Origin of the sequence: Frondihabitans sp. VKM Ac-2883 (assembly GCF_015350875.1) — a bacterium.
Classification (GTDB): domain Bacteria; phylum Actinomycetota; class Actinomycetes; order Actinomycetales; family Microbacteriaceae; genus Frondihabitans.
In genome coordinates this window covers 296,243-319,884 of sequence record NZ_JADKSF010000005.1, presented here as the reverse complement: position 1 = coordinate 319,884, position 23,642 = coordinate 296,243, and the positions used below count along the sequence as shown (strand labels likewise).

The 23,642-nt window shown below is 66.5% G+C and carries 24 protein-coding genes; 3 read left to right on the top strand and 21 right to left on the bottom strand.

The genetic code is table 11. The annotated features are described in order from the left end of the window. Nucleotides 1-516: 516 nt before the first annotated feature. From tyrS to infC, 14 genes are all read right to left on the bottom strand, one after another. Entirely contained in the window at nucleotides 517-1,830 is a 1,314-nt protein-coding gene (gene tyrS, locus ITJ49_RS11865; protein ID WP_194605506.1) for a tyrosine--tRNA ligase, read from the bottom strand. 9 nt (nucleotides 1,831-1,839) lie between these two features. After that, the gene (locus tag ITJ49_RS11860) at nucleotides 1,840-2,418 is read right to left on the bottom strand and encodes a DNA-3-methyladenine glycosylase (protein ID WP_370544494.1); all 579 of its coding nucleotides are present in this window, start codon (nucleotides 2,416-2,418) and stop codon (nucleotides 1,840-1,842) included. A gap of 137 nt (nucleotides 2,419-2,555) precedes the next feature. Next, the gene (gene argH, locus ITJ49_RS11855) at nucleotides 2,556-3,995 is read right to left on the bottom strand and encodes an argininosuccinate lyase (RefSeq protein ID WP_194605499.1); all 1,440 of its coding nucleotides are present in this window, start codon (nucleotides 3,993-3,995) and stop codon (nucleotides 2,556-2,558) included. Beyond that, nucleotides 3,992-4,915 (bottom strand): ornithine carbamoyltransferase, encoded by a 924-nt coding sequence (argF, locus tag ITJ49_RS11850; protein WP_194605496.1) that lies wholly within the window; start codon nucleotides 4,913-4,915, stop codon nucleotides 3,992-3,994. Before argF ends, argH begins: the two co-directional genes overlap by 4 nt. After that, nucleotides 4,912-6,120 (bottom strand): acetylornithine transaminase, encoded by a 1,209-nt coding sequence (locus ITJ49_RS11845; RefSeq protein ID WP_194605493.1) that lies wholly within the window; start codon nucleotides 6,118-6,120, stop codon nucleotides 4,912-4,914. Before ITJ49_RS11845 ends, argF begins: the two co-directional genes overlap by 4 nt. Then, a complete protein-coding gene (gene argB, locus ITJ49_RS11840; RefSeq protein WP_055962464.1) occupies nucleotides 6,117-7,067 on the bottom strand; it encodes an acetylglutamate kinase in 951 nt (316 codons plus the stop codon). Before argB ends, ITJ49_RS11845 begins: the two co-directional genes overlap by 4 nt. Before the next feature lie 10 nt (nucleotides 7,068-7,077). Next, the gene (gene argJ / locus ITJ49_RS11835) at nucleotides 7,078-8,235 is read right to left on the bottom strand and encodes a bifunctional glutamate N-acetyltransferase/amino-acid acetyltransferase ArgJ (protein ID WP_194605490.1); all 1,158 of its coding nucleotides are present in this window, start codon (nucleotides 8,233-8,235) and stop codon (nucleotides 7,078-7,080) included. Beyond that, the gene (gene argC / locus ITJ49_RS11830; RefSeq protein WP_194605487.1) at nucleotides 8,232-9,278 is read right to left on the bottom strand and encodes an N-acetyl-gamma-glutamyl-phosphate reductase; all 1,047 of its coding nucleotides are present in this window, start codon (nucleotides 9,276-9,278) and stop codon (nucleotides 8,232-8,234) included. The genes argJ and argC overlap by 4 nt, the downstream gene beginning before the upstream one ends. 55 nt (nucleotides 9,279-9,333) lie before the next feature. Then, complete coding sequence (gene pheT / locus ITJ49_RS11825) at nucleotides 9,334-11,892, bottom strand: phenylalanine--tRNA ligase subunit beta (RefSeq protein ID WP_194605484.1); 2,559 nt, start codon at nucleotides 11,890-11,892, stop codon at nucleotides 9,334-9,336. Further along, entirely contained in the window at nucleotides 11,892-12,965 is a 1,074-nt protein-coding gene (gene pheS, locus ITJ49_RS11820; RefSeq protein WP_194605481.1) for a phenylalanine--tRNA ligase subunit alpha, read from the bottom strand. The genes pheT and pheS overlap by 1 nt, the downstream gene beginning before the upstream one ends. Further along, nucleotides 12,965-13,768: an RNA methyltransferase gene (locus tag ITJ49_RS11815; protein WP_055963856.1), complete on the bottom strand. Its 804-nt coding sequence runs from the start codon at nucleotides 13,766-13,768 to the stop codon at nucleotides 12,965-12,967. The genes pheS and ITJ49_RS11815 overlap by 1 nt, the downstream gene beginning before the upstream one ends. A gap of 76 nt (nucleotides 13,769-13,844) precedes the next feature. Then, complete coding sequence (rplT, locus tag ITJ49_RS11810; protein ID WP_055962480.1) at nucleotides 13,845-14,234, bottom strand: 50S ribosomal protein L20; 390 nt, start codon at nucleotides 14,232-14,234, stop codon at nucleotides 13,845-13,847. A gap of 41 nt (nucleotides 14,235-14,275) precedes the next feature. Continuing rightward, nucleotides 14,276-14,470 (bottom strand): 50S ribosomal protein L35, encoded by a 195-nt coding sequence (rpmI, locus tag ITJ49_RS11805; RefSeq protein WP_055962484.1) that lies wholly within the window; start codon nucleotides 14,468-14,470, stop codon nucleotides 14,276-14,278. Nucleotides 14,471-14,520: 50 nt separating this feature from the next. Beyond that, nucleotides 14,521-15,153, bottom strand: coding sequence for a translation initiation factor IF-3 (infC, locus tag ITJ49_RS11800; RefSeq protein WP_084816184.1), 633 nt, complete (start codon nucleotides 15,151-15,153; stop codon nucleotides 14,521-14,523). 271 nt (nucleotides 15,154-15,424) lie between these two features. Between infC and ITJ49_RS11795 the strand changes: the two genes are divergently transcribed. Then, the gene (locus ITJ49_RS11795; protein ID WP_055963859.1) at nucleotides 15,425-15,784 is read left to right on the top strand and encodes a DUF1844 domain-containing protein; all 360 of its coding nucleotides are present in this window, start codon (nucleotides 15,425-15,427) and stop codon (nucleotides 15,782-15,784) included. Nucleotides 15,785-15,835: 51 nt separating this feature from the next. On the opposite strand, the gene ITJ49_RS11790 is transcribed toward ITJ49_RS11795, so the two are convergent. The 6 genes from ITJ49_RS11790 to ITJ49_RS11765 all read right to left on the bottom strand — a co-directional run bounded on the left by ITJ49_RS11790 (nucleotide 15,836) and on the right by ITJ49_RS11765 (nucleotide 20,395). Then, nucleotides 15,836-16,630 carry an SseB family protein gene (locus ITJ49_RS11790; RefSeq protein WP_194605478.1) on the bottom strand — a complete coding sequence of 265 codons (795 nt, stop codon included), beginning with the start codon at nucleotides 16,628-16,630 and terminating at the stop codon, nucleotides 15,836-15,838. Further along, nucleotides 16,630-17,376 (bottom strand): bifunctional 1-(5-phosphoribosyl)-5-((5-phosphoribosylamino)methylideneamino)imidazole-4-carboxamide isomerase/phosphoribosylanthranilate isomerase PriA, encoded by a 747-nt coding sequence (priA, locus tag ITJ49_RS11785; RefSeq protein ID WP_194605475.1) that lies wholly within the window; start codon nucleotides 17,374-17,376, stop codon nucleotides 16,630-16,632. Before priA ends, ITJ49_RS11790 begins: the two co-directional genes overlap by 1 nt. Before the next feature lie 64 nt (nucleotides 17,377-17,440). Continuing rightward, the gene (gene hisH, locus ITJ49_RS11780; RefSeq protein WP_194605472.1) at nucleotides 17,441-18,085 is read right to left on the bottom strand and encodes an imidazole glycerol phosphate synthase subunit HisH; all 645 of its coding nucleotides are present in this window, start codon (nucleotides 18,083-18,085) and stop codon (nucleotides 17,441-17,443) included. After that, nucleotides 18,082-18,705: an imidazoleglycerol-phosphate dehydratase HisB gene (hisB, locus tag ITJ49_RS11775; protein WP_194605469.1), complete on the bottom strand. Its 624-nt coding sequence runs from the start codon at nucleotides 18,703-18,705 to the stop codon at nucleotides 18,082-18,084. The genes hisH and hisB overlap by 4 nt, the downstream gene beginning before the upstream one ends. Continuing rightward, the gene (locus ITJ49_RS11770; protein WP_194605466.1) at nucleotides 18,702-19,805 is read right to left on the bottom strand and encodes a histidinol-phosphate transaminase; all 1,104 of its coding nucleotides are present in this window, start codon (nucleotides 19,803-19,805) and stop codon (nucleotides 18,702-18,704) included. The genes hisB and ITJ49_RS11770 overlap by 4 nt, the downstream gene beginning before the upstream one ends. 191 nt (nucleotides 19,806-19,996) lie before the next feature. After that, nucleotides 19,997-20,395 (bottom strand): LysM peptidoglycan-binding domain-containing protein, encoded by a 399-nt coding sequence (locus tag ITJ49_RS11765; protein WP_194605463.1) that lies wholly within the window; start codon nucleotides 20,393-20,395, stop codon nucleotides 19,997-19,999. Between the two features lie 226 nt (nucleotides 20,396-20,621). Between ITJ49_RS11765 and lexA the strand changes: the two genes are divergently transcribed. Continuing rightward, a complete protein-coding gene (gene lexA, locus ITJ49_RS11760; protein ID WP_194605460.1) occupies nucleotides 20,622-21,329 on the top strand; it encodes a transcriptional repressor LexA in 708 nt (235 codons plus the stop codon). Between the two features lie 79 nt (nucleotides 21,330-21,408). Here lexA and hflX read toward each other — a convergent pair whose 3' ends face one another. Further along, nucleotides 21,409-22,944 carry a GTPase HflX gene (gene hflX / locus ITJ49_RS11755; protein ID WP_194605457.1) on the bottom strand — a complete coding sequence of 512 codons (1,536 nt, stop codon included), beginning with the start codon at nucleotides 22,942-22,944 and terminating at the stop codon, nucleotides 21,409-21,411. A gap of 41 nt (nucleotides 22,945-22,985) precedes the next feature. Here hflX and ITJ49_RS11750 point away from each other — a divergent pair, with 41 nt between their 5' ends. Beyond that, nucleotides 22,986-23,594, top strand: coding sequence for a class I SAM-dependent methyltransferase (locus ITJ49_RS11750; protein WP_194605453.1), 609 nt, complete (start codon nucleotides 22,986-22,988; stop codon nucleotides 23,592-23,594). The last annotated feature ends 48 nt before the right edge of the window (nucleotides 23,595-23,642 follow it).

The following is a 23,642-nucleotide window of genomic DNA, read 5'->3' as shown; positions in this document are numbered from 1 at the left end:
AGATCCACTGAATGCCGAGGTATAATTTGGCATTTGACAATGTGCACGCTGTTGAGTTCTCAAGGACCAAACGCACCTGAGACCCGATGATGTTTATCATCTTCGCTCAAGGCAACTTTGAAACCTTATCCACCCCGTCGGGCCCTGTCAAACCCACTCTTTCAAGAAGATTTGATGGACTTCAAGAGTCTGTGAAGACTCTTGCGCCTGGCCTTAGCCAGGAGGTGAAGGACTTGCAACCTTACTCACAACCGGTTCCAAGTTCAAGACCGAAGTCGAAGAAGAACCGGGGAAGAAGGGCCCCCGCTTGAGGCCGGTAAGAGGAGCCGCTAGGCCCTTCCGTTTCCGTTCCTTTGGGGTGACAAGAAGAAACAATACGGGTGGATGAACACCTCGGCAAATCTCCGCCGCATCCCGGGCGTGTCGCGACACGCAGGCCCGAAAGTACAAGGGTTAACGCACGATGGCCCGGTTCTTCCCGTTAGGAAAGCACACCGGGCCATCATCCTCACCGCCTCAATTCGAGACAGTCACGCCGGCAAGGGTCTTCTTCCCTCGTCGAAGAACAGCTCGCTTGCCCTCGAACGCGAGTGACACCACGAGCGCCGAATCGTCACTGATCCGTTCGTTGTTGACGTAGATGCCTCCCTCGGCGGTGGCCCGGCGAGCTGCACCAAGCGATGCCACCAATCCGGTGGCGACCAGAGCCTGCGACACGGTGGTCGAGGAATCGACGATCGCGTGGGGCAACTCGGCAATGGCCGCCTCGAGCACGTCGGAAGGAAGAACCGCCAGGTCACCTTGGCCGAAGAGCGCGGCCGACGCATCGATCGCGGCCTGCGCGGCCTCGGTGCCATGAACCAATCCCGTCACCTCGAGTGCAAGACGCTTCTGTGCCTCGCGAGCGAACGCACGCTCAGCAACCTGCGTTTCGAGCCGCTCGATCTCCGCCCGATCGAGGAACGTGAACACCTTGAGGCGAGCCACCACGTCGGCGTCGTCCTGGTTCAACCAGAACTGGTAAAAAGCGTACGGCGAGGTGAGAGACGGGTCGAGCCAGACGGCATTGCCCTCGCTCTTGCCGAACTTGGTGCCGTCGGAGTTCGTGATCAGCGGGGTTCCGATCGCGTGAACCGCGACACCCTCTGTGCGACGAATCAACTCGGTGCCGCTGGTGAGGTTGCCCCACTGGTCGCTCCCCCCGGTCTGGAGCAGGCAGTCGTACGTCCGGTAGAGCTCTCGGAAATCGAGCCCCTGGAGGATCTGGTAGCTGAACTCCGTGTAGCTGATTCCCGCATCCGAGTTCAGGCGGGCCGAAACAGCGTCTTTCTTCAGCATCGTGTTGACTCGGAAATTCTTGCCGATGTCACGAAGGAACTCGATGGCGCTGAGCGGCTCGGTCCAGTCGAGGTTGTTCACGACACGGAGAGCGTTGGATCCCTCGCTCGAGAGGAACTTCTCGACGTGCACCCGGATGCTCTGCACCCACTCGGCCGTCTGCTCCCGCGTCTTGAGCACGCGCTCCGCCGTCGGGCGAGGATCGCCGATGAGCCCCGTCGACCCGCCGACCAACCCGAGCGGCTTGTGCCCGGCGAGTTGGAGACGCCGCATGAGGAGCAGCTGCACCAGGTTTCCGAGGTGCAGGCTCGGTGCGGTCGGGTCGAATCCGCAGTAGAACGTGATCGGGTCGCCGCCGAGGAGGTCACGCAGAGCACCCTCGTCGGTGGAGACATGCACGAGTCCGCGATAGACGATTTCGTCCCACACGGTGTCGAAGGTGGGATCGTTCGCCTGGGTGGCCAAGAGGTCGGCCGTCGTCTGACTCGTCACCCCCTAACTTTAGCCGCGGCGGCGCGAGACGGCGGGACGATACGCCGACACCGTCGGGTCGTCGGCGATCCAGAACCGCCAGGGGTAGGCGTTTGTGCCGGCGTGCCCTGCGACGCCGACGCGGGGGCCGGTTACGACGTCGAACGACTGCTCAGTCGGCAGCGTCAGTGTGAATGGCGGCGCGTCGATGGTCGCACCGTCATCGTTGAGCGAGATACCCAGCGCCGAGCCGAGCCGCCCGGGGCCTCGGGCGAGCTCGACGTCTCGGCGCGCAGCCGGTCGGCGTGACCTGGCCACCTCGAGACCGTCAACGATCTCACCAGCACGAAGCAGCACTGCCGAAGCGGACCCTTCAGGCCCGCAGACGAGATTCAAGCACCGGTGGATTCCGTAGGAGAGATACACGTAAAGGGTTCCCGGGGCCAGCCACATGCTCGCGTTACGGGCAGTTGGGCCGTTGTGAGCATGCGACCCCGGATCCTGACTCTGCCCTTGGTACGCCTCGACCTCGGTGATCCGAAGAGCCACGGGCCCCGACCGGAAAACCGCGCCGAGCAACATCGGAGCCACCTCGAGCGCGGGCCTCACGAGTGCGACCGCCACCGACGTCACGAATCAGAAGAAACGCTGGCCGGTGACGACCGTGTAGGCAACAGCCGCGGCGACGATGAGCACGCACACCACGATGACCACTCGCAGCAGGATCGGCCGCCTCTGCTGATCGCTCACGGCGTTGCCTGGAGACCGAGGTCGGCGACGAGGCTCCGCACCTGCGACGTCAAGGAGACGAGCTGCTCGGCGACCCGGTTCGGCGCCGTGCCCCCGACCCCGTCGCGGCTGGCAATCGATCCCTCGACGGTCAGCACGGCGCGGATCTCGGGGGTGAGGTGGTCGGAGACTTCGCGGTACTGCTCGTCGGTCGGCTCGTCAAGGTCGAGACCGTTCGTCTCGCAGAACTGCACGAGCGAACCGCTGATCTCGTGGGCGTCTCGGAACGGCACGCCCTGCTTGACCAGCCACTCGGCGACGTCGGTCGCGAGCGAGAACCCCTGGGGAGCCAGCTCGGCCAGCCGGCCCTCATCGAACTCGAGCGTCGCGATCATCCCGGTGAACGCCGGCAGAAGCACTTCGAGCTGCGTCACCGTGTCGAAGACCGGCTCTTTGTCTTCTTGCAGATCGCGGTTGTACGCGAGCGGCAGACCTTTGAATGTCGCGAGGAGCCCCGTGAGGTTGCCGATGAGCCTGCCCGACTTTCCGCGAGCGAGCTCGGCGATATCGGGGTTCTTCTTCTGCGGCATGATCGACGACCCGGTCGAGAAGCCGTCGTGCAGCTTGACGAAGCCGAACTCGCGGGTGTTCCAGAGGATCACCTCTTCGGCGAGCCGCGACAGGTCGATGCCGATGGAGGCCGTCACGAAGGCGAACTCCGAGACGACATCACGGCTGGCGGTCGCATCGATCGAGTTCTCGGTGGTGCGGTCGAAGCCGAGCTCCCGGGCGACGAGCGCAGGGTCCAGGCCCAGCGACGATCCGGCCAGCGCCCCCGATCCGTACGGCGACGCGCTCGCCCGCCGTGACCAGTCGCGGATCCTCTCGAGATCGCGCACCAGAGGCCACGCGTGAGCGAGGAGGTGGTGGGCGAGGAGCACCGGCTGGGCGTGCTGGAGGTGGGTACGACCCGGCATGACTGCGGTATCGTGCGCGGTCGCCTGCGCGACGATCGCGTCGATGAGGTCGGTGACGAGTCTCGCGATCACGAGGCCGTGGTCGCGGAGATACATCCGCACGAGAGTCGCGATCTGATCGTTGCGGCTGCGCCCGGCACGGAGCTTGCCGCCGAGCTCCGGCCCGGTGATCGACATCAGGTGCCGTTCAAGGGCGGAGTGCACGTCTTCATCGCTCTCGGCCGCCGTGTAAGTGCCGTCAGCCACGCCGCGCTCGAGCGTGTCGAGAGCCGCGAGCATGCTGTGGAGCTCATCGGCGGTCAGATAGCCGGCGGCGTTCAACGCGGTGGCGTGCGCGCGGGATCCTGCGATGTCGTAGGGGTAGAGCTGCCAGTCGAACTCCGTCGACTTACTCAGCGCCGTGAGCTCGGGGCTGGGACCGGATGCGAAGCGGCCGCCCCAGAGGGCGCCGGCCTCCGCGGCCCGGTTGCCGCCCGTCACTTCTGCTCCAGGAGCCAGGTGAGAAGCGCCTTCTGCGCGTGGAGCCGGTTCTCCGCTTCATCCCAGATGACGCTGCGGGGGCCGTCGATGACGTCGGCCGCTACCTCGTAGCCGCGATCGGCAGGCAGGCAGTGCAAGAAGATGGCGTCGTCATCGGCCTCGGCAAGGAGCGCTTGGTCGACCTTGTACGAGCCGAAAGTCGCGACCCGGTGAGCTTTCTCGTCTTCTTTGCCCATTGACACCCAGGTGTCGGTGACGACGATATCGGCACCGCGAACGGCGTCGACGGCGTTGGTGATCACCTGAGCGGAGCCACCCGTGGTGGCGGCGATCCGCTGAGCATCGGCGACGACAGCGGCCTCGGGAGCGAACTCCTCGGGAGCTCCGATGCGAACGTGCATGCCCGCCGTCGTGCCCGCGAGGAGGTAGGACTGAGCCATGTTGCATCGGCCGTCGCCCACGAACGCGACGGTCAGGCCCTCGAGAGTTCCCTTCTGCTCGCGGATGGTCAGGAGATCGGCGAGCAGCTGGCACGGGTGGAAGTCGTCGGAGAGGGCGTTGACGACCGGCACCGTGGTGCCCTTGGCCATCTCTTCCAATCCGGCCTGGCCGTACGTGCGCCAGACGATGGCCGCGACCTGGCGCTCGAGCACGCGAGCGGTGTCGCTGGGCGTCTCCTTGCCCCCGAGCTGGCTCGAAGCGGTGGCGATGATGAGCGGGACTCCTCCGAGGTCGGCGATACCGACGGCGAACGAGACACGGGTGCGCGTGGACGACTTGTCGAAGATCACGGCGACCGTCTGCGGGCCCTCGAGCGGACGAGCCTTGTAGCGATCGGCCTTGAGAGTCTCGGCGAGGTCGAGAACGGCGGACTGCTCGGCGGGACTCAGATCGTCGTCGCGGAGGAAGTGGCGGGTCATACGAGACCTTTCAGAACGGAGGTGAAGATCTCGGTGAACTCGGCGATCTCGGAATCGCCGACGATGAGCGGCGGAGCGATGCGGATGCTGGAGTCGTTGGCGGCATTGACGATGAGGCCCGCTTCGAGGCAACGGGCCGAGATCTCGTTGGCGATCGGCTCGTGCAGGCCCACTCCGATGAGGAGCCCGCGCCCGCGGACCTCCTTCACGTGCGGCGACGCGATCGCCGTGATGGCGGCCCGGATCTGCTCGCCCCGAACGCGGGCGTTCTCGACCAGGCCCGCGGACTCGATCTCGCCGAGGACCGCATTGGCCGCCGACGTGGCGAAGGGGTTGCCTCCGAAGGTCGAGCCGTGCTGACCGGCCTCGAAGAGGTCGCTGGTGTCGCCGAACGTCACGAGCGCACCGATCGGGATTCCCCCGGCGATGCCCTTCGCGACGGTGATCGCGTCCGGCACGATGCCGAACTGCTGGAAGCTGAACCAGGTGCCCGTGCGGCCGATTCCCGTCTGGATCTCGTCGAGAATGAGGAGCGCACCGTGCTTGGCCGTCAGCTCGCGCGCGGCCTTGAGGAACCCCTCGGGAAGGTCGACGACGCCGGCCTCGCCCTTGATCGGTTCGATGATGATGCCCGCGACACGGTCGTCGATCGCGTGCTCGAGCGCCTCGATCGTCGTGTCGATGTGCTCGACGCCCGGAAGCATGGGCTCGAAGGGCTCGCGGAGCGCCGGTTTGCCGGTGAGGGCCAGGGCGCCCATGGTGCGGCCGTGGAACGAGGACTGGAGGGCGAGGATCCTGGTCTTCGTACCATCGGGGCCCTTGTTGAGGCGCAGCAGCTTGAAGGCGGCCTCGTTAGCCTCGGCTCCCGAGTTGCCGTAGTAGACCCGACCCTGCTCGCCGGCTCCCGAGATGGCCTTGAGGCGCTCGGCGAGTTCGACCTGCGACGGCGTCGCGAAGTAGTTCGAGACATGGATCAGCGTCGCAGCCTGCCTGGAGACCGCCTCGACGAGAACCGGGTGGGCGTGGCCCAGAGCGTTGACGGCGATACCGGCGAGGAAGTCGAGGTAGCTTTTGCCCTCGACGTCCCAGACCTGGCAGCCTTCGCCGCGCTCGAGCATGACCTTGGGGGTCGAAAGGCTCTTCATGATGGAGTCACCGAATCGGCGCTGCCACGTGCCTTCGGTGGTCGGGGTGGTCGTGGTCATGACTGTCCTCTCTTCTGCTCGTGCGTTCGTCTGCTGTTGGGGATGACCTCGGTGCCCGCACCGCGCTGGGTGAAGATCTCGAGGAGAATGGAGTGCGGGATGCGACCGTCGATGATGGTCGCCCCGCCGACGCCCGCAACGACGGCGTCGAGGCAGGCAGTCATCTTGGGAATCATGCCGCTCTCGAGGCTCGGCAGGAGGCCTGTGAGTTCGTCGACGGTGATCAACGCCACGAGCGAGTCGCGGTTCGGCCAGTCGGAGTAGAGGCCCGGCACGTCGGTCAGCATGATCAGCTTGGACGCCTGCAGTGCGATCGCCAGCGCGGCCGCCGCGGCATCGGCGTTCACGTTGAGCGCCGAATCGGGATCCATGTCGTTCACGGCAATGGAGGAGACCACCGGAATCCGGCCCGCCGCGATCTCGGCGAGGACGCGCGACGGATCAACGTCGGTGATGTCGCCGACGTGCCCCAGATCGAAGGTCTCGCCGTCGACCTCGACGCCGCGGACATGCCCTTCGAAGAGCTTGGCCTCGTCGGTGCCGTCGCTGAAGACACCGCGCGCGAGGTCGCCGTGCTCGTTCATCATGTCGACGATCTCGCGGTTGACCTCGCCGGCCAGCACGTCGCGCACGACCGAGATCGCCTCGGTCGTCGTGACCCGGTAGCCGCCACGGAACTCCGACTCGATGCCGGCCGCTTTGAGCGCGGCCGAGATCTGCGGCCCTCCCCCGTGCACGACGACCGGGTGCAGCCCCACCGTGCGGAGGTACACCATGTCTTCGGCGAAGGCGCGCTTGAGATCGTCGTTGATCATGGCGTTGCCACCGAACTTCACGACGACCACCCGGTCGCGGTAGTTCAGCAGCCACGGCAGCGACTCAATGAGCGTCGCGGCCTTGACCGCGGCCAGGGCCTGCTCGGACTGCGTGGCGTGCTCGGTATCCATGCTCACGCCCTCAGCTCGAGTACGCGCTGTTCTCATGCACGTAGTCGTGCGTGAGATCGTTCGTCAGGATGGTCGCCGAAGCGGGGCCGGCATGCAGATCGAGAAGGATCCGCAGTGCTCGCGGACTCATATCGCAGTCGGTCACGGGGCGGTCGGGTGCACCTTTGGCACAGAGTCGCACCCCGTTGAACGAGACGTCGACGTCGTACGGGTCGAACTGCGCGCTCGTCGTACCGATGGCGGCGAGAACGCGGCCCCAGTTGGGATCGTTACCGAACACCGCGGCCATGAGCAGGTTGCTGCGGGCGAGCGACCGGCCCACCTCGACGGCCTCGTCTTCGCTGGCCGCACCCACGACCTCGATCGTGACGTCGTGCGACGCGCCCTCGGCGTCACCCTGGAGCTGCTCGGCGAGGTCGGCGCAGAGGGCCGTCACGGCCCGGGTAAATGCGTCGTCGTCGGGAGTGATGCCCGACTCGCCGCTGGCGAGCAGGACGACGGTGTCGTTCGTCGACATGCAGCCGTCGGAATCGAGGCGGTCGAAGGTGACGTGCGTGGCGCCCCGGAGGGCGGAATCCAACTTCGCTGCCGGAACGTCGGCATCCGTCGTCAGGACCACCAGCATGGTGGCGAGACCGGGTGCGAGCATGCCGGCACCCTTCGCCATACCGCCGACGACCCAGCCGTCGCCCTGGACGACCGCCTCTTTGGCGTGCGTGTCGGTCGTCATGATGGCAGTCGCCGCAGCTGTGCCGCCCGTCGGGCTCAGTTCGACGACCGCGGACTGGGATCCTGCGATCACCTTGTCGCGGAAGGTCTGGTCGCCCACGCCGATGAGACCGGTCGAGCAGACGACCACGTCGCCCGCGCCGATATCGAGCGCCTCGGCGACTGTCTCAGCCGTGAGGTGCGTGGTCTGGAAGCCAAACGGCCCGGTGAAGCAGTTGGCCCCGCCCGAGTTGAGCACGACCGCCCGGGCCTCACCGTCGGCCACCACCTGTTGCGACCAAATGACGGGGTGCGCCTTGGCGCGGTTACTCGTGAAGACACCGGCGACCGCGGCCCTGCGACCGCGGTTGACCACCAGCGCAACGTCGGGTTTGCCGGTCGACTTGAGGCCGGCGACGACACCGGAGGCCTCGAAGCCCTGTGCTGCTGTGACGCTCACGGGGCGACTCCGTTCGTGGTGAGACCGAGGGTCTCGGGGAATCCGAGGGCGATGTTCGTCGACTGGACGGCGGCACCGGCCGTGCCCTTTGCGAGGTTGTCCAGAGCGCTGACGACGATGACGCGGCCGGCTGCCTCGTCGACCGCAAGCCCAATGAGGCAGACATTCGCGCCGAGAGTGTCGGCGACTCGCGGGTACTCCCCCGCGGGCAGCACATGGACGAACGGCTCGTCGGCGTAGGCGGCCTCCCACGCGCGGCGGATGTCGGCCTCGGTCACGCCGGGAACGAGCTTCGCGGTGGTCGTCGCGAGAATGCCCCGCGCCATCGGCACGAGCATCGGCGTGAACGAGAGAGTCACATCGGTGGCGCCAGCGACCCGGAGATTCTGCTGGGTCTCGGGGATGTGCCGGTGGGTTCCGCCCACACCGTACGCAGAGGCCGAACCGAGCATCTCGCTGGCGAGGAGGTGCGGCTTGAGCGCTTTGCCGGCGCCCGACGGGCCGACGGCGAGAACCGCGACGATGTCGTTAGCCGACACCAACCCGGCCTCGACGCCCGGAGCGAGCCCGAGGGTCATGGCGGTCACGTTGCAACCCGGCACCGCGATGCGGGTCGCCCCGACGATCTCGTCGCGCTGCTTGCTGCCGCCGGCGTGGAGCAACTCGGGCATGCCGTACGTCCACGCACCGTAGAACTCGCCGCCGTAGAAAGCAGCCCAGTCGTCTTCGCTGGTGAGCCGGTGGTCGGCGCCGCAATCGACGACGAGGGTCTCGCTCGGCAGCTGGGCGGTGATCTCACCGGACTTGCCATGTGGCAGAGCGAGGAACACCACGTCGTGGCCGACGAGGTTCTCGGGAGTCGTCTCGACGAGTGTCAGGTGCGCGAGAGAACGGAGGTGCGGCTGGGCCGCGATGAGTGGCTGACCGGCGTTCTTGAACGCCGTGACGGTGGTCACTTCGAATTCTGGATGCTGAGCGAGGAGCCGGAGGAGCTCCCCGCCTGCGTAACCGCTTGCGCCTGCAACGGCGACGGATAAAGGCATGCTTCTACCCTAATGTTCGACTGGACGGGATCGGGGCGGCGACGCCTCGCGACGGTCAGTCGCGGAGAGTCGCCCCGAATCGCTCGCCAGCCAGACGGACGGCGCCGGCCTTGGCCTCAGAGGCCTCGGCGGCGGTCAGGGTGCGATCGGTCGCGCGGAACCGCAGCGCGAACGTGAGGGACTTCGAGCCCTCATCGATGCCTTCGCCACGGTAGTCGTCCACGAGGCGAGCATACTCGAGAAGCTCACCCGCACCGAGCACGACCGATTCGAGCACCTCGCCGGCAGGGGCATCGACGCCGACGACCAGAGACAGATCTTGAGTCGCGATTGGGAACGCCGAGATCGGCTCGGGCTGCAAGTCGACCCGGGCGAGCTCCATGGCACGCTCCAGATCGAACTCGGCGACGACGAGCCCGCGGGGCAGATCGAGCTCGGAAGCCAGAGCGGGAAGCAACTCGCCGGCGGCACCGAGGAGTTCGCCCGCGACCACCAGCTCGGCCGTGCGTCCGGGGTGCAGAGACGGGTGACGACCCTGACGAACCGTCAACTCGGCACCGATCGCGCGAAGAGCCACCCGCACGTCGTCGAGAACGTCGGCGAGGTCGGCCTGCACGGCGGGCTGCCCCGGCTGACGCTCGATCGTCGAACCCGTGCGCAGCAGTGCGAGGTGACGCGGCTGCTCGGGAAGGCTGGCGTTCAGCTCGGCGAGGACTTCGTCGGAGGGCTTGGCGGCACCGACCGGGATGAAGTCCGTTCCCGGTGAAGCGGCTTCGGTGGAAGCATCCGTCGAGGCTGTCGTCGAAGCATCCGTCGAGGCGACGAAGAACACCGAACCTGACTCGAACAGCGCAAGGTCGAGCAGACCACGCGAGATGTTGCGGCGGGCCGTCTCGAGAAGCCCCGGAATCAGCGACATCCGCATCTCGCCAGCGGCGGTGTCGAGCGGATTTGCCAGCGTCACCGGGGTGACGCCAGCGGCCCGATCACGGACCGGCGCGAACGCCCCGTTCTTCTCGGGCGACAGGAACGGATACGCGAACACCTCGGTCAAGCCGGCCGCAGCGAGCCCGGTCGACACAGCACGGCGCAGAACCTGCTCGCGAGTGAGACCGCGACCGGGAGGCGCGACGGGCAGGACCGACGGAATGCGGTCGTAGCCCGTGATTCGAGCCACCTCTTCGACGAGGTCGGCATCGGTGGTCAGGTCGGGACGCCACGTCGGCGGCATGACGGCGAAGCCACCGTCGACGACAGCGACGTCGGCACCGATCGCCAGCAGGGATTCTTCGACCTCGGCCGCGGTGTAGTCGACGCCGATCAGGCGAGAGGCGCGGTCTTCGGCGAGGAAGACGGAGGCAGGGGTGACGGATTCGTCGAACGAGGATCCGAGGACGTCGCTCGTTCCGCCTGCCAACTCCACCAGCAGTTCGACAGCGCGCTCTGCAGCTGGCGCCGCCACGGCCGGGTCGACCCCGCGCTCGAAGCGTCGCGACGCCTCGCTCGGCAGCTTGTGGCGGCGCGCAGTGCGCGCGATGCTGATCGGCTCGAAGGTCGCGGCCTCGATGACCACGTCTGTCGTCGTCGCCGAGACCTCGGTGCGCTCTCCGCCCATGACGCCGGCGAGGCCGACGGGGCCCTCGTCGTCGGTGATAAGGAGGTCTTCGACATCGAGGGCGCGGTCGCGTCCGTCGAGAGTGGTGAGGTGCTCCCCCGGAGCCGCGCGACGAACGGTGAGACCACCGACGAGCTTGTCGAGGTCGTAGGCATGCAACGGTTGACCCGTCTCGAGCATCACGTAGTTCGTGATGTCGACGGGCAGCGAGATCGAGCGGACGCCGGCGAGCCGGAGGCGGGAGCGCATCCACGGCGGAGTCGGACGCGTGGCGTCGATGCCTCGAACGACGGCTGTCGTGAAGGTGCTGACCCCGACTCGACCGCGGACCGGGGCGGCGTCGGCCACGGTGACGGAGAAGTCGCTGCGAGTCGTCGGCGTGAATGCTGCTGCGGGATCCTTGAAGGCGGCCCCTGTGGCGTGTGAATACTCGCGGGCGACACCGCGGATGCTGAAGGCGTATCCACGATCCGGTGTCACGTTGATTTCGACTGCTGCGTCGTCGAGCCCGAGCAGCGAGATCGCATCGGCGCCGATTTCGGGATCGAGGCCGAGGTCTTTGAGCAGCAGGATGCCGTCGTGCTCATCGCCGAGACCGAGCTCGCGCGTCGAGGCCATCATGCCGTCGGACACGTGCCCGTAGGTCTTGCGCGCCGCGATCGGGAACGGCCCGGGAAGCACCGCACCCGGCAGGCTCACCACGACCTTGTCGCCCACGGCGAAGTTGTGCGCGCCGCAGACGATGCCGCGCACGTCGGCGTCGTCGGTCTCGGGGTTCGGGCCGACCGCGATGCGGCACCAGTTGATGGTCTTGCCGTTCTTCTGGGGCTCGGGCGTGAACTCGAGTACCTGCCCCACGACGAGTGGGCCCGTCACGTCAGAGAGATGCACGTCTTCTTCTTCGAAGCCGACGCTCACCAGCGCCGCATGGACGTGCTCGAGCGTGACGTCTTCGGGAAGGTCGACGTATTCGCCGAGCCACGAGAGAGGGACGCGCATCAGACCACCATTCCGAACTGCTCACTGAAACGAACATCGCCCTCGACCATGTCGCGCATGTCGTTGAGATCGTTGCGGAACTGCAGGGTTCGCTCGATTCCCATTCCGAAGGCGAAGCCCTGGTATTCGTCGGGGTCGATACCCGCCGCACGAAGGACGTTCGGATTGACCATGCCGCAACCACCCCACTCGACCCACCGCGCGCCACCCTTGGCGTTCGGCTGCCAGACGTCCATCTCGGCGCTGGGCTCGGTGAACGGGAAGTAGTTGGGGCGAAGGCGGATCTGCGCCTCGTCGCCGAACATCTGGCGGGCCAGGTGCTCGAGCGTGCCACGCAGGTGAGCCATCGTGAGGCCCTTGTCGATGGCGATGCCCTCGATCTGCGTGAAGACGGGTGTGTGCGTAGCGTCGAGCTCGTCGGTACGGAAGACCCGCCCCGTGGCGACGTTGTAGACGGGGAGCTCTTTCGACAGGAGCGTGCGGATCTGCACCGGCGAGGTGTGCGTGCGCAGCAGCAGGTGACGGTCGACGGGCTCGACGAAGAAAGTGTCTTGCATCGCTCGGGCCGGGTGGTCGGCATCGAAGTTCAGTGCATCGAAGTTAAACCACTCATGCTCGAGCTCGGGCCCCTCGGAGAGCTCCCACCCCATGCTGACGAAGATGTCGGCCATCTTCTCTTGCAGGAGGCTCAGCGGGTGGCGGCTGCCCTGACGGCGCCGGACCGGCAGCGCGGTCACGTCGATGCGCTCGGCCTCGAGTCGTGCGGCCTCTTCGGCGACGGCCAGCTCGGCCTCTCGAGCCGCGACAGCCTGAGCGACACGGCCCCGGGCTGCCCCCATCAGTTTGCCAGCGGCGGCTTTCTGATCGTTCGGTAGCGAGCGGAGACCGGCGTTCATGCGCGCCAGCATCGACGCCTCGCCGACATGGTCGGACCGCACAGCCTTCAGCTCGGCGACGGTGGAGGCCGCCTGAACCGCTTCTAGGGCGGCATCGACGGCACTCGCGACGGAGTCTTCGGAGATTGCTGGCGTGTCTGACACGAGAAGCAAGCCTACCGAATGCTCGCCAGGCATCAGGAGCGCTGAGCGAACGCACTCTCGTACAGGCAGACCGACGCAGCGGTGGCGAGGTTCATGCTCTCGGCGTGGCCGTAGATCGGCACGACGACGGCGCGATCAGCGCGGGCGAGGTCTTCGTCGGTGAGCCCACGAGCCTCGTTGCCGAAGAGCCACGCGGTGGGGTCGGCGAGAATGCCCTCCTTGCGCGCGGCAAGGAGATCGTCGCCCTTCACGTCGGCAGCAAGCACTCGGACCCCTGCCTCGGTGCACCGAGAGAGAACGGCGGAGAGTTCGAGGCCGACCGCGACCGGAACGTGGAACAGCGAACCTGTCGTCGCCCGCACGACCTTCGGGTTGTAGAGATCGACGCTGCGCCCCGTCATGATGACGGCGTCGGCGCCCGCCGCATCGGCGGCGCGGATGATGGTGCCCGCGTTGCCGGGGTCGCGTACCTCTTCGAGGATCGCGATGAGACGCGGGCCGTCGTCGGCGAAGATGTCTTTGATCGCGGTCGGGAACTGACGGCAGACCGCGACGAGACCCTGCGGCGTGACCGTGTCAGCCATGGCCGTGAGCACCTGCTCGGTGACAAACTCGATCTCGACGCCCGCATCGACGGCAGCCTGAGCCAGCTCGGTGTACCGCTCGAGGGCTGTCGGCGTCGCGAACAGCTCGACGACCAGCTCGGGGCGGAACGTCAGGGCTTCGGTGACCGCCTGCGGGCCTTCTAACAGAAAAAGCCCGGTCTCAGACCGGGCGTCTCTCTTGGCCAGTTTGGCCACCGCCCGCACTCGCGGCGAACGGGGGTTGTCGATCATCTGGTTGCTGGGCACGCCCCCACCCTACGGGGAGAGCGGCGTGCCCAGCCACGAGACACGACTAGGGGAACGAAACCTACGCGGCCTCGACCTTGGGGGCCGACGTGTCGGCGGGAAGCGCAGCCTTGGCGGTTGCGACGAGGCCAGCGAACGTGGCGGGCTCGTTGACAGCGAGGTCGGCGAGGATACGGCGGTCGACCTCGACGCCAGCCAGGGCGAGACCCTGGATGAGGCGGTTGTAGGTCAGGCCGTTCGCGCGCGACGCAGCGTTGATGCGCTGGATCCACAGGCGACGGAACTCGCCCTTCTTGGCACGGCGGTCGCGGTACGAGTAGACGAGGGAGTGGGTGACCTGCTCCTTGGCCTTGCGATACAGGCGCGAACGCTGACCGCGGTAGCCCTCGGCGCGTTCGAGGACGACGCGACGCTTCTTGGCGGCGTTGACCGCTCTCTTGACTCTTGCCATTGTTCTTACTTCCTAACGATTAGACGGATGCCGACCAGGGGTCAGCGGCCGAGAAGCTTCTTGATGACCTTGGCGTCGGCCGGGGCCAGCACCTGGTCTTGGTTCAGGCGGGCCTTGCGCTTCGCGCTCTTGACCTCGAGGTTGTGACGCATGCCGGCCTGCTGCTTCATCAGCTTGCCGGTGCCGGTGACCTTGAACCGCTTCTTCGAGCCGGAGTGGGTCTTCATCTTGGGCATAGTCGTTGCTTTCTTCTCTGGAACCTCGGGGCGGAACGAGTAGGTGGTGCCTACTCGGCCGATGCCTCGGTGGTCGTGGTCTCGGCGACGGCAGCGTCGGCTGCCGCGGGGGCGGGGTGCTTGGGGGGCTTGTTGGCCTGCTTGCGAGCCTCGGATTCGGCCTTCGCCTCGGCCTTGTTCTTCAGCGGGCCGATCACCATGACCATGTTGCGGCCATCGATCGTGGGGTTGTTCTCGACGGTGCCCCACTCGGCGACATCTTCGGCGAAGCGCTGAAGCAGACGCACGCCCTGCTCGGGTCGCGACTGCTCGCGGCCTCGGAACAAGATCATGGCCTTGACCTTGTCGCCCGACTGGAGGAAGCCCTCAGCGCGCTTGAGCTTGGTCTCGTAGTCGTGCTTGTCGATCTTCAAGCGAAAACGGACCTCTTTGAGAATCGTGTTCGCCTGGTTGCGCCGGGCCTCTTTGGCCTTCTGCGCAGCCTCGTACTTGAACTTGCCGTAATCCATGATCTTTGCCACGGGCGGCTTCGAGTTCGGTGCAACTTCGACCAGATCCAGGTCGGCCTCTTGCGCGAGACGCAGGGCCATGGCGATGGGGACAACGCCCACCTGCTCGCCAGCGGGCCCGACAAGTCGGACCTCAGGGACGCGGATGCGGTCGTTGGTACGGGGATCGCTGATGCGGGACTCCTCTAATTCTTGATCAACACTCGACGGGTGGTCGGGCGGGCGAAAAAGAGGAAGTCACATGCCGGCTGACGCCAACACGACACCCTTAGAGCTGCTGGCCTCGAAACCTTCGTCTCGATGCCGTGCGGGGTGTAACTACCCGGTAACGTTGAAGTCGCGGGTGGGATAAACTCCTCTTTCGAACAGGGCATAAAGCCCCGTAGCCGCATGAAGCCTAGCAGAGAGATCGCTTGTGAGCCACAACCCGCCAGCCGACGACCACATCTCCCCCTACGACACGGTGGGCGACGGGGTCGAAGAGATCGGGGCCGAGCGCGATATCGCCGACGTTCCGGCGGTCGAGGTCATCAACACGGTCGCGGTTCACCTGCTCAGTGCGAGCGCCGTCAAGCTCGGGCTCGCCGACGCACCCGAGACCCAGATCGACCTCGACGAGGCCCGCAAACTCATCACGGCTCTGGCCGGACTGGTTACTGCCGCAGCGCCCGAGATCGGCGACACCCACGCCCGCGCCCTTCGCGACGGGCTCCGTACCGTGCAACTGGCGTTCCGCGAGGCGTCGCCCATCGCCGATCCGGTGGGCAAGGGGCCGGGCGAAAAGTACACCGGCCCGGTCAACTGACGGGACGGTTCGCGGCGCCGCGCCCGGATCCTTGTCGAGCGCGCTCTGTCGTCAGACTGCAGCCACGACGCGAACGGCCATGCTGTCGACGCGCTTCGCGATGACCTCATCGGACGCCCAGGCGGACTGCAGCCTCGCGAGCAGTGCTGCCAGCGCCTCGCGATCAAGGCCCGGCCGCAGCCCCAGCTCGACGACGAGCTCAGGGCCGCTCAGTCGTGCACTCGCCGACGAAGCGGCGACCGTGACGCTGGCGACGGACTGCTCGTCGGAGGTGGGACGCAGGAAAGCCTCTGCCACCTCGTCGTCGGCGTAGGACGCCACCCACGGCAGGTCTTGGGCGAGCGCCCACAGTGCGGGTCGCCGGATGCCGAATTCGGTCTCGGAGCCGGGGTCGAGCACCAAGAGTTCGGTCGACTCCCCCGCCGCCGCGATGGCCACGCGACGAGCTTCGGCCGGCACAGGCCGAGCCGTGGGGTTCCAGGTCGAGAGGGCCGCGACCGAGGTGAACGCCGGTAGCACGCTCCGCCCGTCAGGGCCCTCGACGGTGACGATCGCGAGTTCTTGAGTCTTGTCGACGGTCACGCCGTGCTCGTTGACCCCCTCGTCGCCCGCGTGGGCGATCAGCGGGATCAGCAGACGGGCCGAACGCAGCGCGTCGACCACAGCCGATTCGCCGACCTCCTGGGCGCGGAAACGCTGCAGCGCATCGAGAAGCCTCGCATCGGCTGTTCCGTCGTCGGCGGCGTAGGCCGTGTCGTGCGCCTGAAAAGTTCGGCCGGCCCAGGGTGTGCCCGCACTGTCTCGATCGGAATGGCCGTGATCGCCGTGGTGGGAACTCGCCGCCATCAGCGCCCGGCGACGTCGAGGGCAGCCGCAAGCGTGAACGCACCGGCATACAGCGCCTTGCCCACGATTGCGCCCTCGAGGCCGTGGGGCACCAACTCGCGAAGAGCGATCAGGTCGTCGAGGCTCGAGATACCGCCGGACGCGACGACGGGGCGATCGGTCTGCTGCATGACCTGCTTCAGCAGCTCGACGTTCGGACCCTGGAGGGTGCCGTCTTTCGTGACGTCGGTCACCACGTATCGAGCGCAGCCTGCGTCTTCGAGACGAGCCAGCACCTCGAACAGGTCGCCGCCCTCTTTGGTCCAGCCCCGTGCGGCCAGCGTGGTGCCGCGCACGTCGAGCCCGACCGCGATGGCGTCGCCGTAGCGTGCGATGACGGACGCCGCCCACTCCGGGTTTTCGAGCGCAGCCGTGCCGAGGTTGATGCGTTTGACGCCGGTCTCGAGCGCGGCCTCGAGGGACGCGTCGTCGCGGATACCGCCCGACAACTCGACGTGGATGCCGGTGACCTGCTTGATCACACGGTGGATGACCTCCCGGTTGTGCCCTCGACCGAAGGCGGCGTCGAGGTCGACGAGGTGCAGCCATTCAGCACCCTGGTCTTTCCAGTCGGCTGCCGCATCGACCGGGTCGCCGTAGTTCGTCTCGGTGCCGGCCTCCCCCTGGGTGAGGCGGACCGCCTTGCCGTCGGCGACGTCGACAGCCGGAAGAAGGGTGAGGGCGGGGGTGGAGGTGATCTCGCTCATGGTGCTTTCTGGGGAGGAAGGGCGGAGAGATAAAGGATCCGGCACGGCCGGCTTCGTCGGCGGACTACAGCGTCTGCAGCCAGTTGGTCAGCAGGCGGATGCCGGGTTGGCCTGACTTCTCGGGGTGGAACTGGGTGGCCCAGAGGGGGCCGTTCTCGACCGCGGCGACGAACGGACCGCCGTGATCACCCCAGGTGACGAGCGGGCCCTTGCGGGCTCCGTGCCCCTCGAGGCTCCAGGACTGGGCCGCAAAGGAGTGGACGAAGTAGAAGCGCTCGTCGCGGACGCCGTCGAAGAGAAGCGACTCGGTCGGCGCGTCGACGGTGTTCCAGCCCATGTGCGGCAGAACCTCCGCCTTCAACTCGTCGATGACGCCGGGCCATTCGCCGAGGCCGTCCACCTCGGAGCCACGCTCGACGCTCCGGTCGAAGAGCACCTGCATTCCGACACAGACACCGAGGACCGGGCGACCGCCCGCGAGACGCCGATCGATCTTCTCGGCCCCGCGGACGGACTCGAGCTGGCTCATCACCGCGGAGAACGCACCGACACCGGGAACGAACAACCCGTCGGCTTTCGCGACGCGGTCGCTCTCGGCAGTGAGCTCGACATTGGCGCCGGCGAGCTCGAGCGCTTTGATGGCCGAGTGCACGTTGCCGCTGCCGTAGTCGAGCACGACGACCCTAGGGCGGGCACCGGCGGCCGTCACAGAGCACCCTTCGTCGAGGGAATACCCTCGACGCGAGGATCGGGCTCGACGGCAGCCCGAAGCGCCCGAGCGAAAGCCTTGAATTCTGCTTCGGCGATGTGGTGCGGATCACGACCGCCGAGCACGGTGATATGCACGGTGAGCCCCGCGTGGAACGCGATCGCCTCGAAGACGTGGCGAACCATCGACCCTGTGAAGTGGCCACCGATCAGGTGCATCTCGAACCCGGCCGGCTCGCCCGTGTGCACGAGATAGGGACGACCGGAGACGTCGACGACCGCCTGCACCAGCGCCTCGTCGAGGGGCACGAGCGCGTCACCGTAGCGACGGATGCCCGCCTTGTCTCCGAGCGCCTGCTTTAGCGCGGTGCCGAAGGTGATGCCGATGTCTTCGACCGTGTGATGCACGTCGATGTGGGTATCGCCGGTGGCCTTGACACTGAGGTCGATGAGCGAGTGCTTCGAGAGCGCGGTGAGGAGGTGATCGAAGAACGGCACCGATGAGTCGATACTCGCCGAGCCCGTCCCGTCGAGGTCGAGTGACAGGTCGATGCTCGACTCGCTCGTGGATCGACTGACCGACGCGGTGCGATCGCGGAACGCCTGGGACGCTGTGCTCATGCTCCGAGCCTAATGTCGCTCATGGCCTCGAGGAACGCCGTGGTCTCAGCAGCCGTGCCGGCGCTCACGCGCAGGTGCCCCGGGATCGCGAGATCGCGCACGATGATGCCACGAGCGAGGAGCTGCTCGAAGACCGCCTCGGGATCGTCGACGCCGCCGAAGAGGACGAAGTTCGACCACGTCGGCCACGGCTGATAGCCGAGCTCGGTGAGCGTCTCGACGATGCGGTCACGCTGCGCCTTGATGTCGTCGACCATGGCGAGCATCTCGTCGGCGTGCCGGAGCGCGGCGACGGCGGCGGCCTGCGTCAACGACGACAGGTGGTACGGAAGCCGCACGAGTCGGAGCGCGTCGATCACCGCAGGGTCGGCGGCGAGGTAGCCGACTCGGGCACCTGCGAATGCGAACGCCTTACTCATAGTGCGGGAGACGAGCAGACGGGGTCGCCCTTCGAGGAGCGTGACCGCCGAGGGTCGATCGGCGGGCATGAATTCGGCATACGCCTCGTCGACCAGGACGATGCCCCGGGCAGCCTCGTAGGCCGCCTCGATGGTCGCCAGCTCGACCGGCGTGCCCGTGGGGTTGTTGGGCGCGCACAAGAACACGATGTCGGGGTCGACCCGGCGGATCTCGCGAGCGACCGTCTCGGGCGAGATCTCGAAACCCTCGTCTCGAGGCGCTTCGACCCACTCGGTACCCGTGCCCCTGGTGATGATGGAGTGCATCGAATAGGTGGGGGGGAACCCGAGAGCGGTTCGGCCCGGCCCGCCAAACGCCTGCAGGATCTGCTGAATGACCTCGTTGGAGCCGTTCGCCGCCCAGATCTGCGCCGGCTCGATCGCCTCACCGGGCTCGAGGCCACCACTGAGATAGCGGGCCAGCGCCTCGCGAAGGGGCGTGAACTCACGGTCGGGGTAGCGATTGACCTCGAGCACAGCGGCGGCAACGGATTCGACGATGTCGCGAGCCACGTCTTCGGGAATCGGATGGGTGTTCTCGTTGACGTTCAGCGCGACAGGCACCTTCTTCTGAGGTGCGCCGTAGGGCGACTGACCTCGGAGGTCGTCGCGAATGGGAAGGTCGTCGAGAGTGATAGCCACAACACCATTTTACGGGGCGTGCTCGCGCCGCAACTGCGTTCTCCACAGGCTCTCCACTGTTGGCGACTCCGGGCCGTGACTGCAAACGGCGGCTGCAGGCGGCACCGGATGGGGCCCACCGTCTGCACTCCATCGAAGACGCGAACGGCGCCACGCGTGAGCGCGGCGCCGAGGGGCGGTCGAAGACCTGATCAGCTCTGGCTGTACTGCACCGGGATGGCGAGCGACTGGCCCGGCATGACCTGCGTCGAAGAGAGATCGTTCAACTTGACGATGTCGGAGATGACGTCGCGCGGGTCAGAGTCGGGAGCGACGCCCTCTGCCACCTGCCACAGGGTCTCGCCCGCCGAGACGGTGACGTGGTCGAAATGGACGTTGCCCGCTGAACTCGTCGCGACGGCGCTGCCGCCGGTGAGCAGGAAGCCGGCAATGAGGGCGAGTGCGGCAACGACGACGGCGAGCGTCAGAACCAGGCGACCGCGGCGCGTGATGCGGAGGTGGGTCGGCACGTCAGTGGGGACCGGACCCGAGGTCGAAACCGTCGCGGCGCGGGAGGTAGAAGGAACCAGTGCGGTGATCGTAGCGCTCATGCTGTTGCCTCTCTCATCGAACACGATCGGCCCGTAAGACTGCGGACTCGAAGGCGTGTTCCGAACATATCTTCGATTACGGCCGATTTCAAGAGCTCGGTACCAGAAATTTGGCAAAAAACACGCGACACACTCGAACATGTGTTTGTTCTGCCATATCTGACCGGATACAGTTTCGATCGGTGGGATCAGTAGACCAGCGACCACCGACATTCGAGAGGGCGAGATGGCACGCGAGACCGCACGACGCGAAACCCAGGGCGATCAAGGCGCCGACGCCACGTCTCCGAAGAAGGCCCTCACCGCGAAGCAGACGCTGATTCTCACGGCGATCCGCGACTCGATCGGCAGCCGTGGCTACCCGCCGAGCATGCGCGAGATCGGCGATGCCGTCGGGTTGGCCTCTCTCTCCAGCGTGACGCACCAGCTCAATCAACTCGAGCTGGCGGGAGCGATTCGCCGAGACCCGAACCGGCCACGCGCTCTCGAGGTTCTTCTCGAAGACCCGGCCAAGTCGGATCCTGAGCCCTCGATCGTCCGTTATGACGACGACGACAACATCACCGCCCGGGTGCCCCTAGTCGGGCGAATCGCCGCGGGTATTCCGATCACGGCCGAGCAGCAGGTCGAAGACGTTATGCCGCTCCCCCGCACGCTCGTCGGCAAGGGCGAGCTGTTCATGCTCAAGGTCGTCGGCGAGTCGATGATCGACGCTGCGATCTGCGACGGCGACTGGGTTGTCGTTCGCCAGCAGGGCAACGCCGAGAACGGCGAGATCGTCGCCGCGATGCTCGACGACGAGGCGACCGTCAAAGTCTTCCGTCAGCGCGACGGTCACACCTGGCTGCTCCCCCGCAACTCGAACTTCGAGCCGATCGTCGGCGATCACGCGCAGATCCTTGGCAAGGTCGTCGCCGTGCTGCGGTCGCTCTAACAGCTTTCGAAAGTGCAAAAACCGCCCCCGAGCCCAAGCTCGGGGGCGGTTTTCGTGCACTCGGCGGAAGTGTCCGCCTCTAGTGCGCGAACTCCTGCAGTGTCGGGGCGTCCTGCGGATAGACCCGGGCCGTCACCCGAGTGCCCTCAGCGACGTATTCGACGTCGACGACGCGTCCGATCTCGTGAATTCGAGACACGACATCACCGCGATCGAACGGCACGAGTAGATCGAGCTCGACCTCGGGCCGGGGCAGCAACTCGGCGATCCGCGCTCGCAACTCGTCGATACCGGCGCCCGTACGAGCCGACACGAAGATCGCGTCAGGCACCATGCCCTGGAGCACCAGACGCTGGCTCTCGTCGATCAGGTCGCTCTTGTTGAAGACGACCACCTCGGGAATGTCACGCCCGTCGACCTCCGAGATCACCTCTCGAACCGTCGCCAGCTGAGCAGCCGGATCGGGGTGCGATCCGTCGACGACGTGCACGATGATGTCGCTGTCCTGCACCTCTTCGAGAGTCGACCGGAAGGCCTCGACGAGCTGGTGCGGCAGGTTGCGCACGAATCCGACGGTGTCGGAGTACGTAAACGGCCGGCCATCGTCGGTCGACGACTTGCGAACGGTCGCGTCCAGCGTCGCGAACAGGGCGTTCTCGACGAGGACCCCCGCGCGGGTCAGACGGTTCAGCAGGCTGGACTTGCCTGCGTTGGTGTAGCCGGCTATCGCCACGCTCGGAACCGTGTTGCGCACCCGGTTGGCCCGCTTCGCGACTCGAGCCGGCTTCATCTCTTTGATCTTCTTGCGAAGAATCGCCATACGGGTGTGGATGCGGCGACGGTCGAGTTCGATCTTCGTCTCACCCGGCCCACGGGAACCCATACCGGCGCCCGCGCCACCGACCTGGCCACCGGCCTGGCGCGACATCGAGTCACCCCAACCGCGCAGTCGCGGGAGGAGGTATTCCAGCTGGGCCAATTCGACCTGCGCCTTGCCCTCGCGGCTCGTGGCGTGCTGACTGAAGATGTCGAGGATCACAGCCGTGCGGTCGATCACCTTGACCTTCACCACGTCTTCAAGCGCGCGCCGCTGGCTCGGAGCCAGCTCGGTGTCGGCGATCACGGTGTCAGCGCCAAGGGCTAATACGGTGTTCTTCAATTCGAGCGCCTTGCCCGACCCGAGGTACGTGCTGGGGTCGGGGTTGGGGCGACGCTGCAGGAGCCCATCGAGGACCACCGCGCCCGCCGTCTCAGCCAACGCCGCCAGCTCGCGCAACGAATTCTCGGCGTCGCCGAGCGACCCCTGCGAGTACACGCCGATGAGAACCACGTTCTCGAGCCGAAGCTGTCGGTACTCGACCTCCGTGACGTCTTGGAGCTCGGTCGAGAGGCCGGCCACGCGCCGAAGCGCCTGCCGGTCTTCGCGGTCGAACTGATCGCCGTCGTGGTGATCGTCTCCGGTACCGTCGCCTCTCGTGCCGAGACCCTGGGTCTGGATGGCCTGGGCCGGCGAGAAGACGGACAGGCCGGCTCGCGACGAGGCATTGCTCAGGATCCGGTCGACGACGTCGTCGCGCTCGGCGCCCTTCTCCTCTGTGGTGCTGTGCTCTGTCATTCGAGTCACATTAGACCTTTCGTGTTCAGTAATCTGGGGTGATGACCAGCGATCACTACTTCTCGAGCTCCCCCTCGAGCGAGCTCCGACCGAGAGAGATCACGGTCGAGCTCGCCGGGCGTGAGCTCACGCTGGCAACCGCCGCGGGCGTCTTCAGCCCGGGGCGGATCGATCCGGGTACCGCGGTACTTCTTGGATCAATGCCGACGCCACCGAGCGACGGCACCTTCTTGGATGTGGGGTGTGGATGGGGGCCGATCGCGCTCACTCTCGCCCTTCGGTCGCCCGAGGCGACCGTTTGGGCGGTCGACGTCAACGAGCGCGTCCTCGAGCTCCTTCGCGAGAACGCCGCTCGCGTCGGCCTCACTAACGTCAACGCCGTGCTGCCCCCAGACGTTCCCGATGATCTCGTCTTCGACGGAATCTGGTCGAACCCGCCCATTCGAGTCGGTAAAGAGGCTCTCCACGGCATTCTCAGCCAGTGGCTGCCTCGCCTCGGCATCGACATGGAGGCATACCTCGTCGTGGCGAAGAGCCTCGGCGCCGACTCGCTTCAGCGATGGATGAACGAGACGATGGCCGAGATCGTCGAAGTCGAACGGGAGACCACGTCGAAGGGATACCGCGTACTGCGCGCAGTCCGACAGTAGTGGCGCTTCGTCGAAAGGGACGCCGAACCCCGGCGAGCGACTGGGTCA

Bases quoted from the DNA above. Each gene is read 5' to 3' on its own strand.
- argF (WP_194605496.1), bottom strand. From the start codon at position 4,915: ATGACCCGCCACTTCCTCCGCGACGACGATCTGAGTCCCGCCGAGCAG.
- ITJ49_RS11845 (WP_194605493.1), bottom strand. From the start codon at position 6,120: ATGACCACGACCACCCCGACCACCGAAGGCACGTGGCAGCGCCGATTC.
- argB (WP_055962464.1), bottom strand. From the start codon at position 7,067: ATGGATACCGAGCACGCCACGCAGTCCGAGCAGGCCCTGGCCGCGGTC.
- argC (WP_194605487.1), bottom strand. From the start codon at position 9,278: ATGCCTTTATCCGTCGCCGTTGCAGGCGCAAGCGGTTACGCAGGCGGG.
- pheT (WP_194605484.1), bottom strand. From the start codon at position 11,892: ATGCGCGTCCCTCTCTCGTGGCTCGGCGAATACGTCGACCTTCCCGAA.
- pheS (WP_194605481.1), bottom strand. From the start codon at position 12,965: ATGCCTGGCGAGCATTCGGTAGGCTTGCTTCTCGTGTCAGACACGCCA.
- ITJ49_RS11815 (WP_055963856.1), bottom strand. From the start codon at position 13,768: ATGATCGACAACCCCCGTTCGCCGCGAGTGCGGGCGGTGGCCAAACTG.
- rplT (WP_055962480.1), bottom strand. From the start codon at position 14,234: ATGGCAAGAGTCAAGAGAGCGGTCAACGCCGCCAAGAAGCGTCGCGTC.
- rpmI (WP_055962484.1), bottom strand. From the start codon at position 14,470: ATGCCCAAGATGAAGACCCACTCCGGCTCGAAGAAGCGGTTCAAGGTC.
- ITJ49_RS11790 (WP_194605478.1), bottom strand. From the start codon at position 16,630: ATGGCGGCGAGTTCCCACCACGGCGATCACGGCCATTCCGATCGAGAC.
- priA (WP_194605475.1), bottom strand. From the start codon at position 17,376: ATGAGCGAGATCACCTCCACCCCCGCCCTCACCCTTCTTCCGGCTGTC.
- hisB (WP_194605469.1), bottom strand. From the start codon at position 18,705: ATGAGCACAGCGTCCCAGGCGTTCCGCGATCGCACCGCGTCGGTCAGT.
- ITJ49_RS11765 (WP_194605463.1), bottom strand. From the start codon at position 20,395: ATGAGCGCTACGATCACCGCACTGGTTCCTTCTACCTCCCGCGCCGCG.
- lexA (WP_194605460.1), top strand. From the start codon at position 20,622: ATGGCACGCGAGACCGCACGACGCGAAACCCAGGGCGATCAAGGCGCC.
- hflX (WP_194605457.1), bottom strand. From the start codon at position 22,944: ATGACAGAGCACAGCACCACAGAGGAGAAGGGCGCCGAGCGCGACGAC.
- ITJ49_RS11750 (WP_194605453.1), top strand. From the start codon at position 22,986: ATGACCAGCGATCACTACTTCTCGAGCTCCCCCTCGAGCGAGCTCCGA.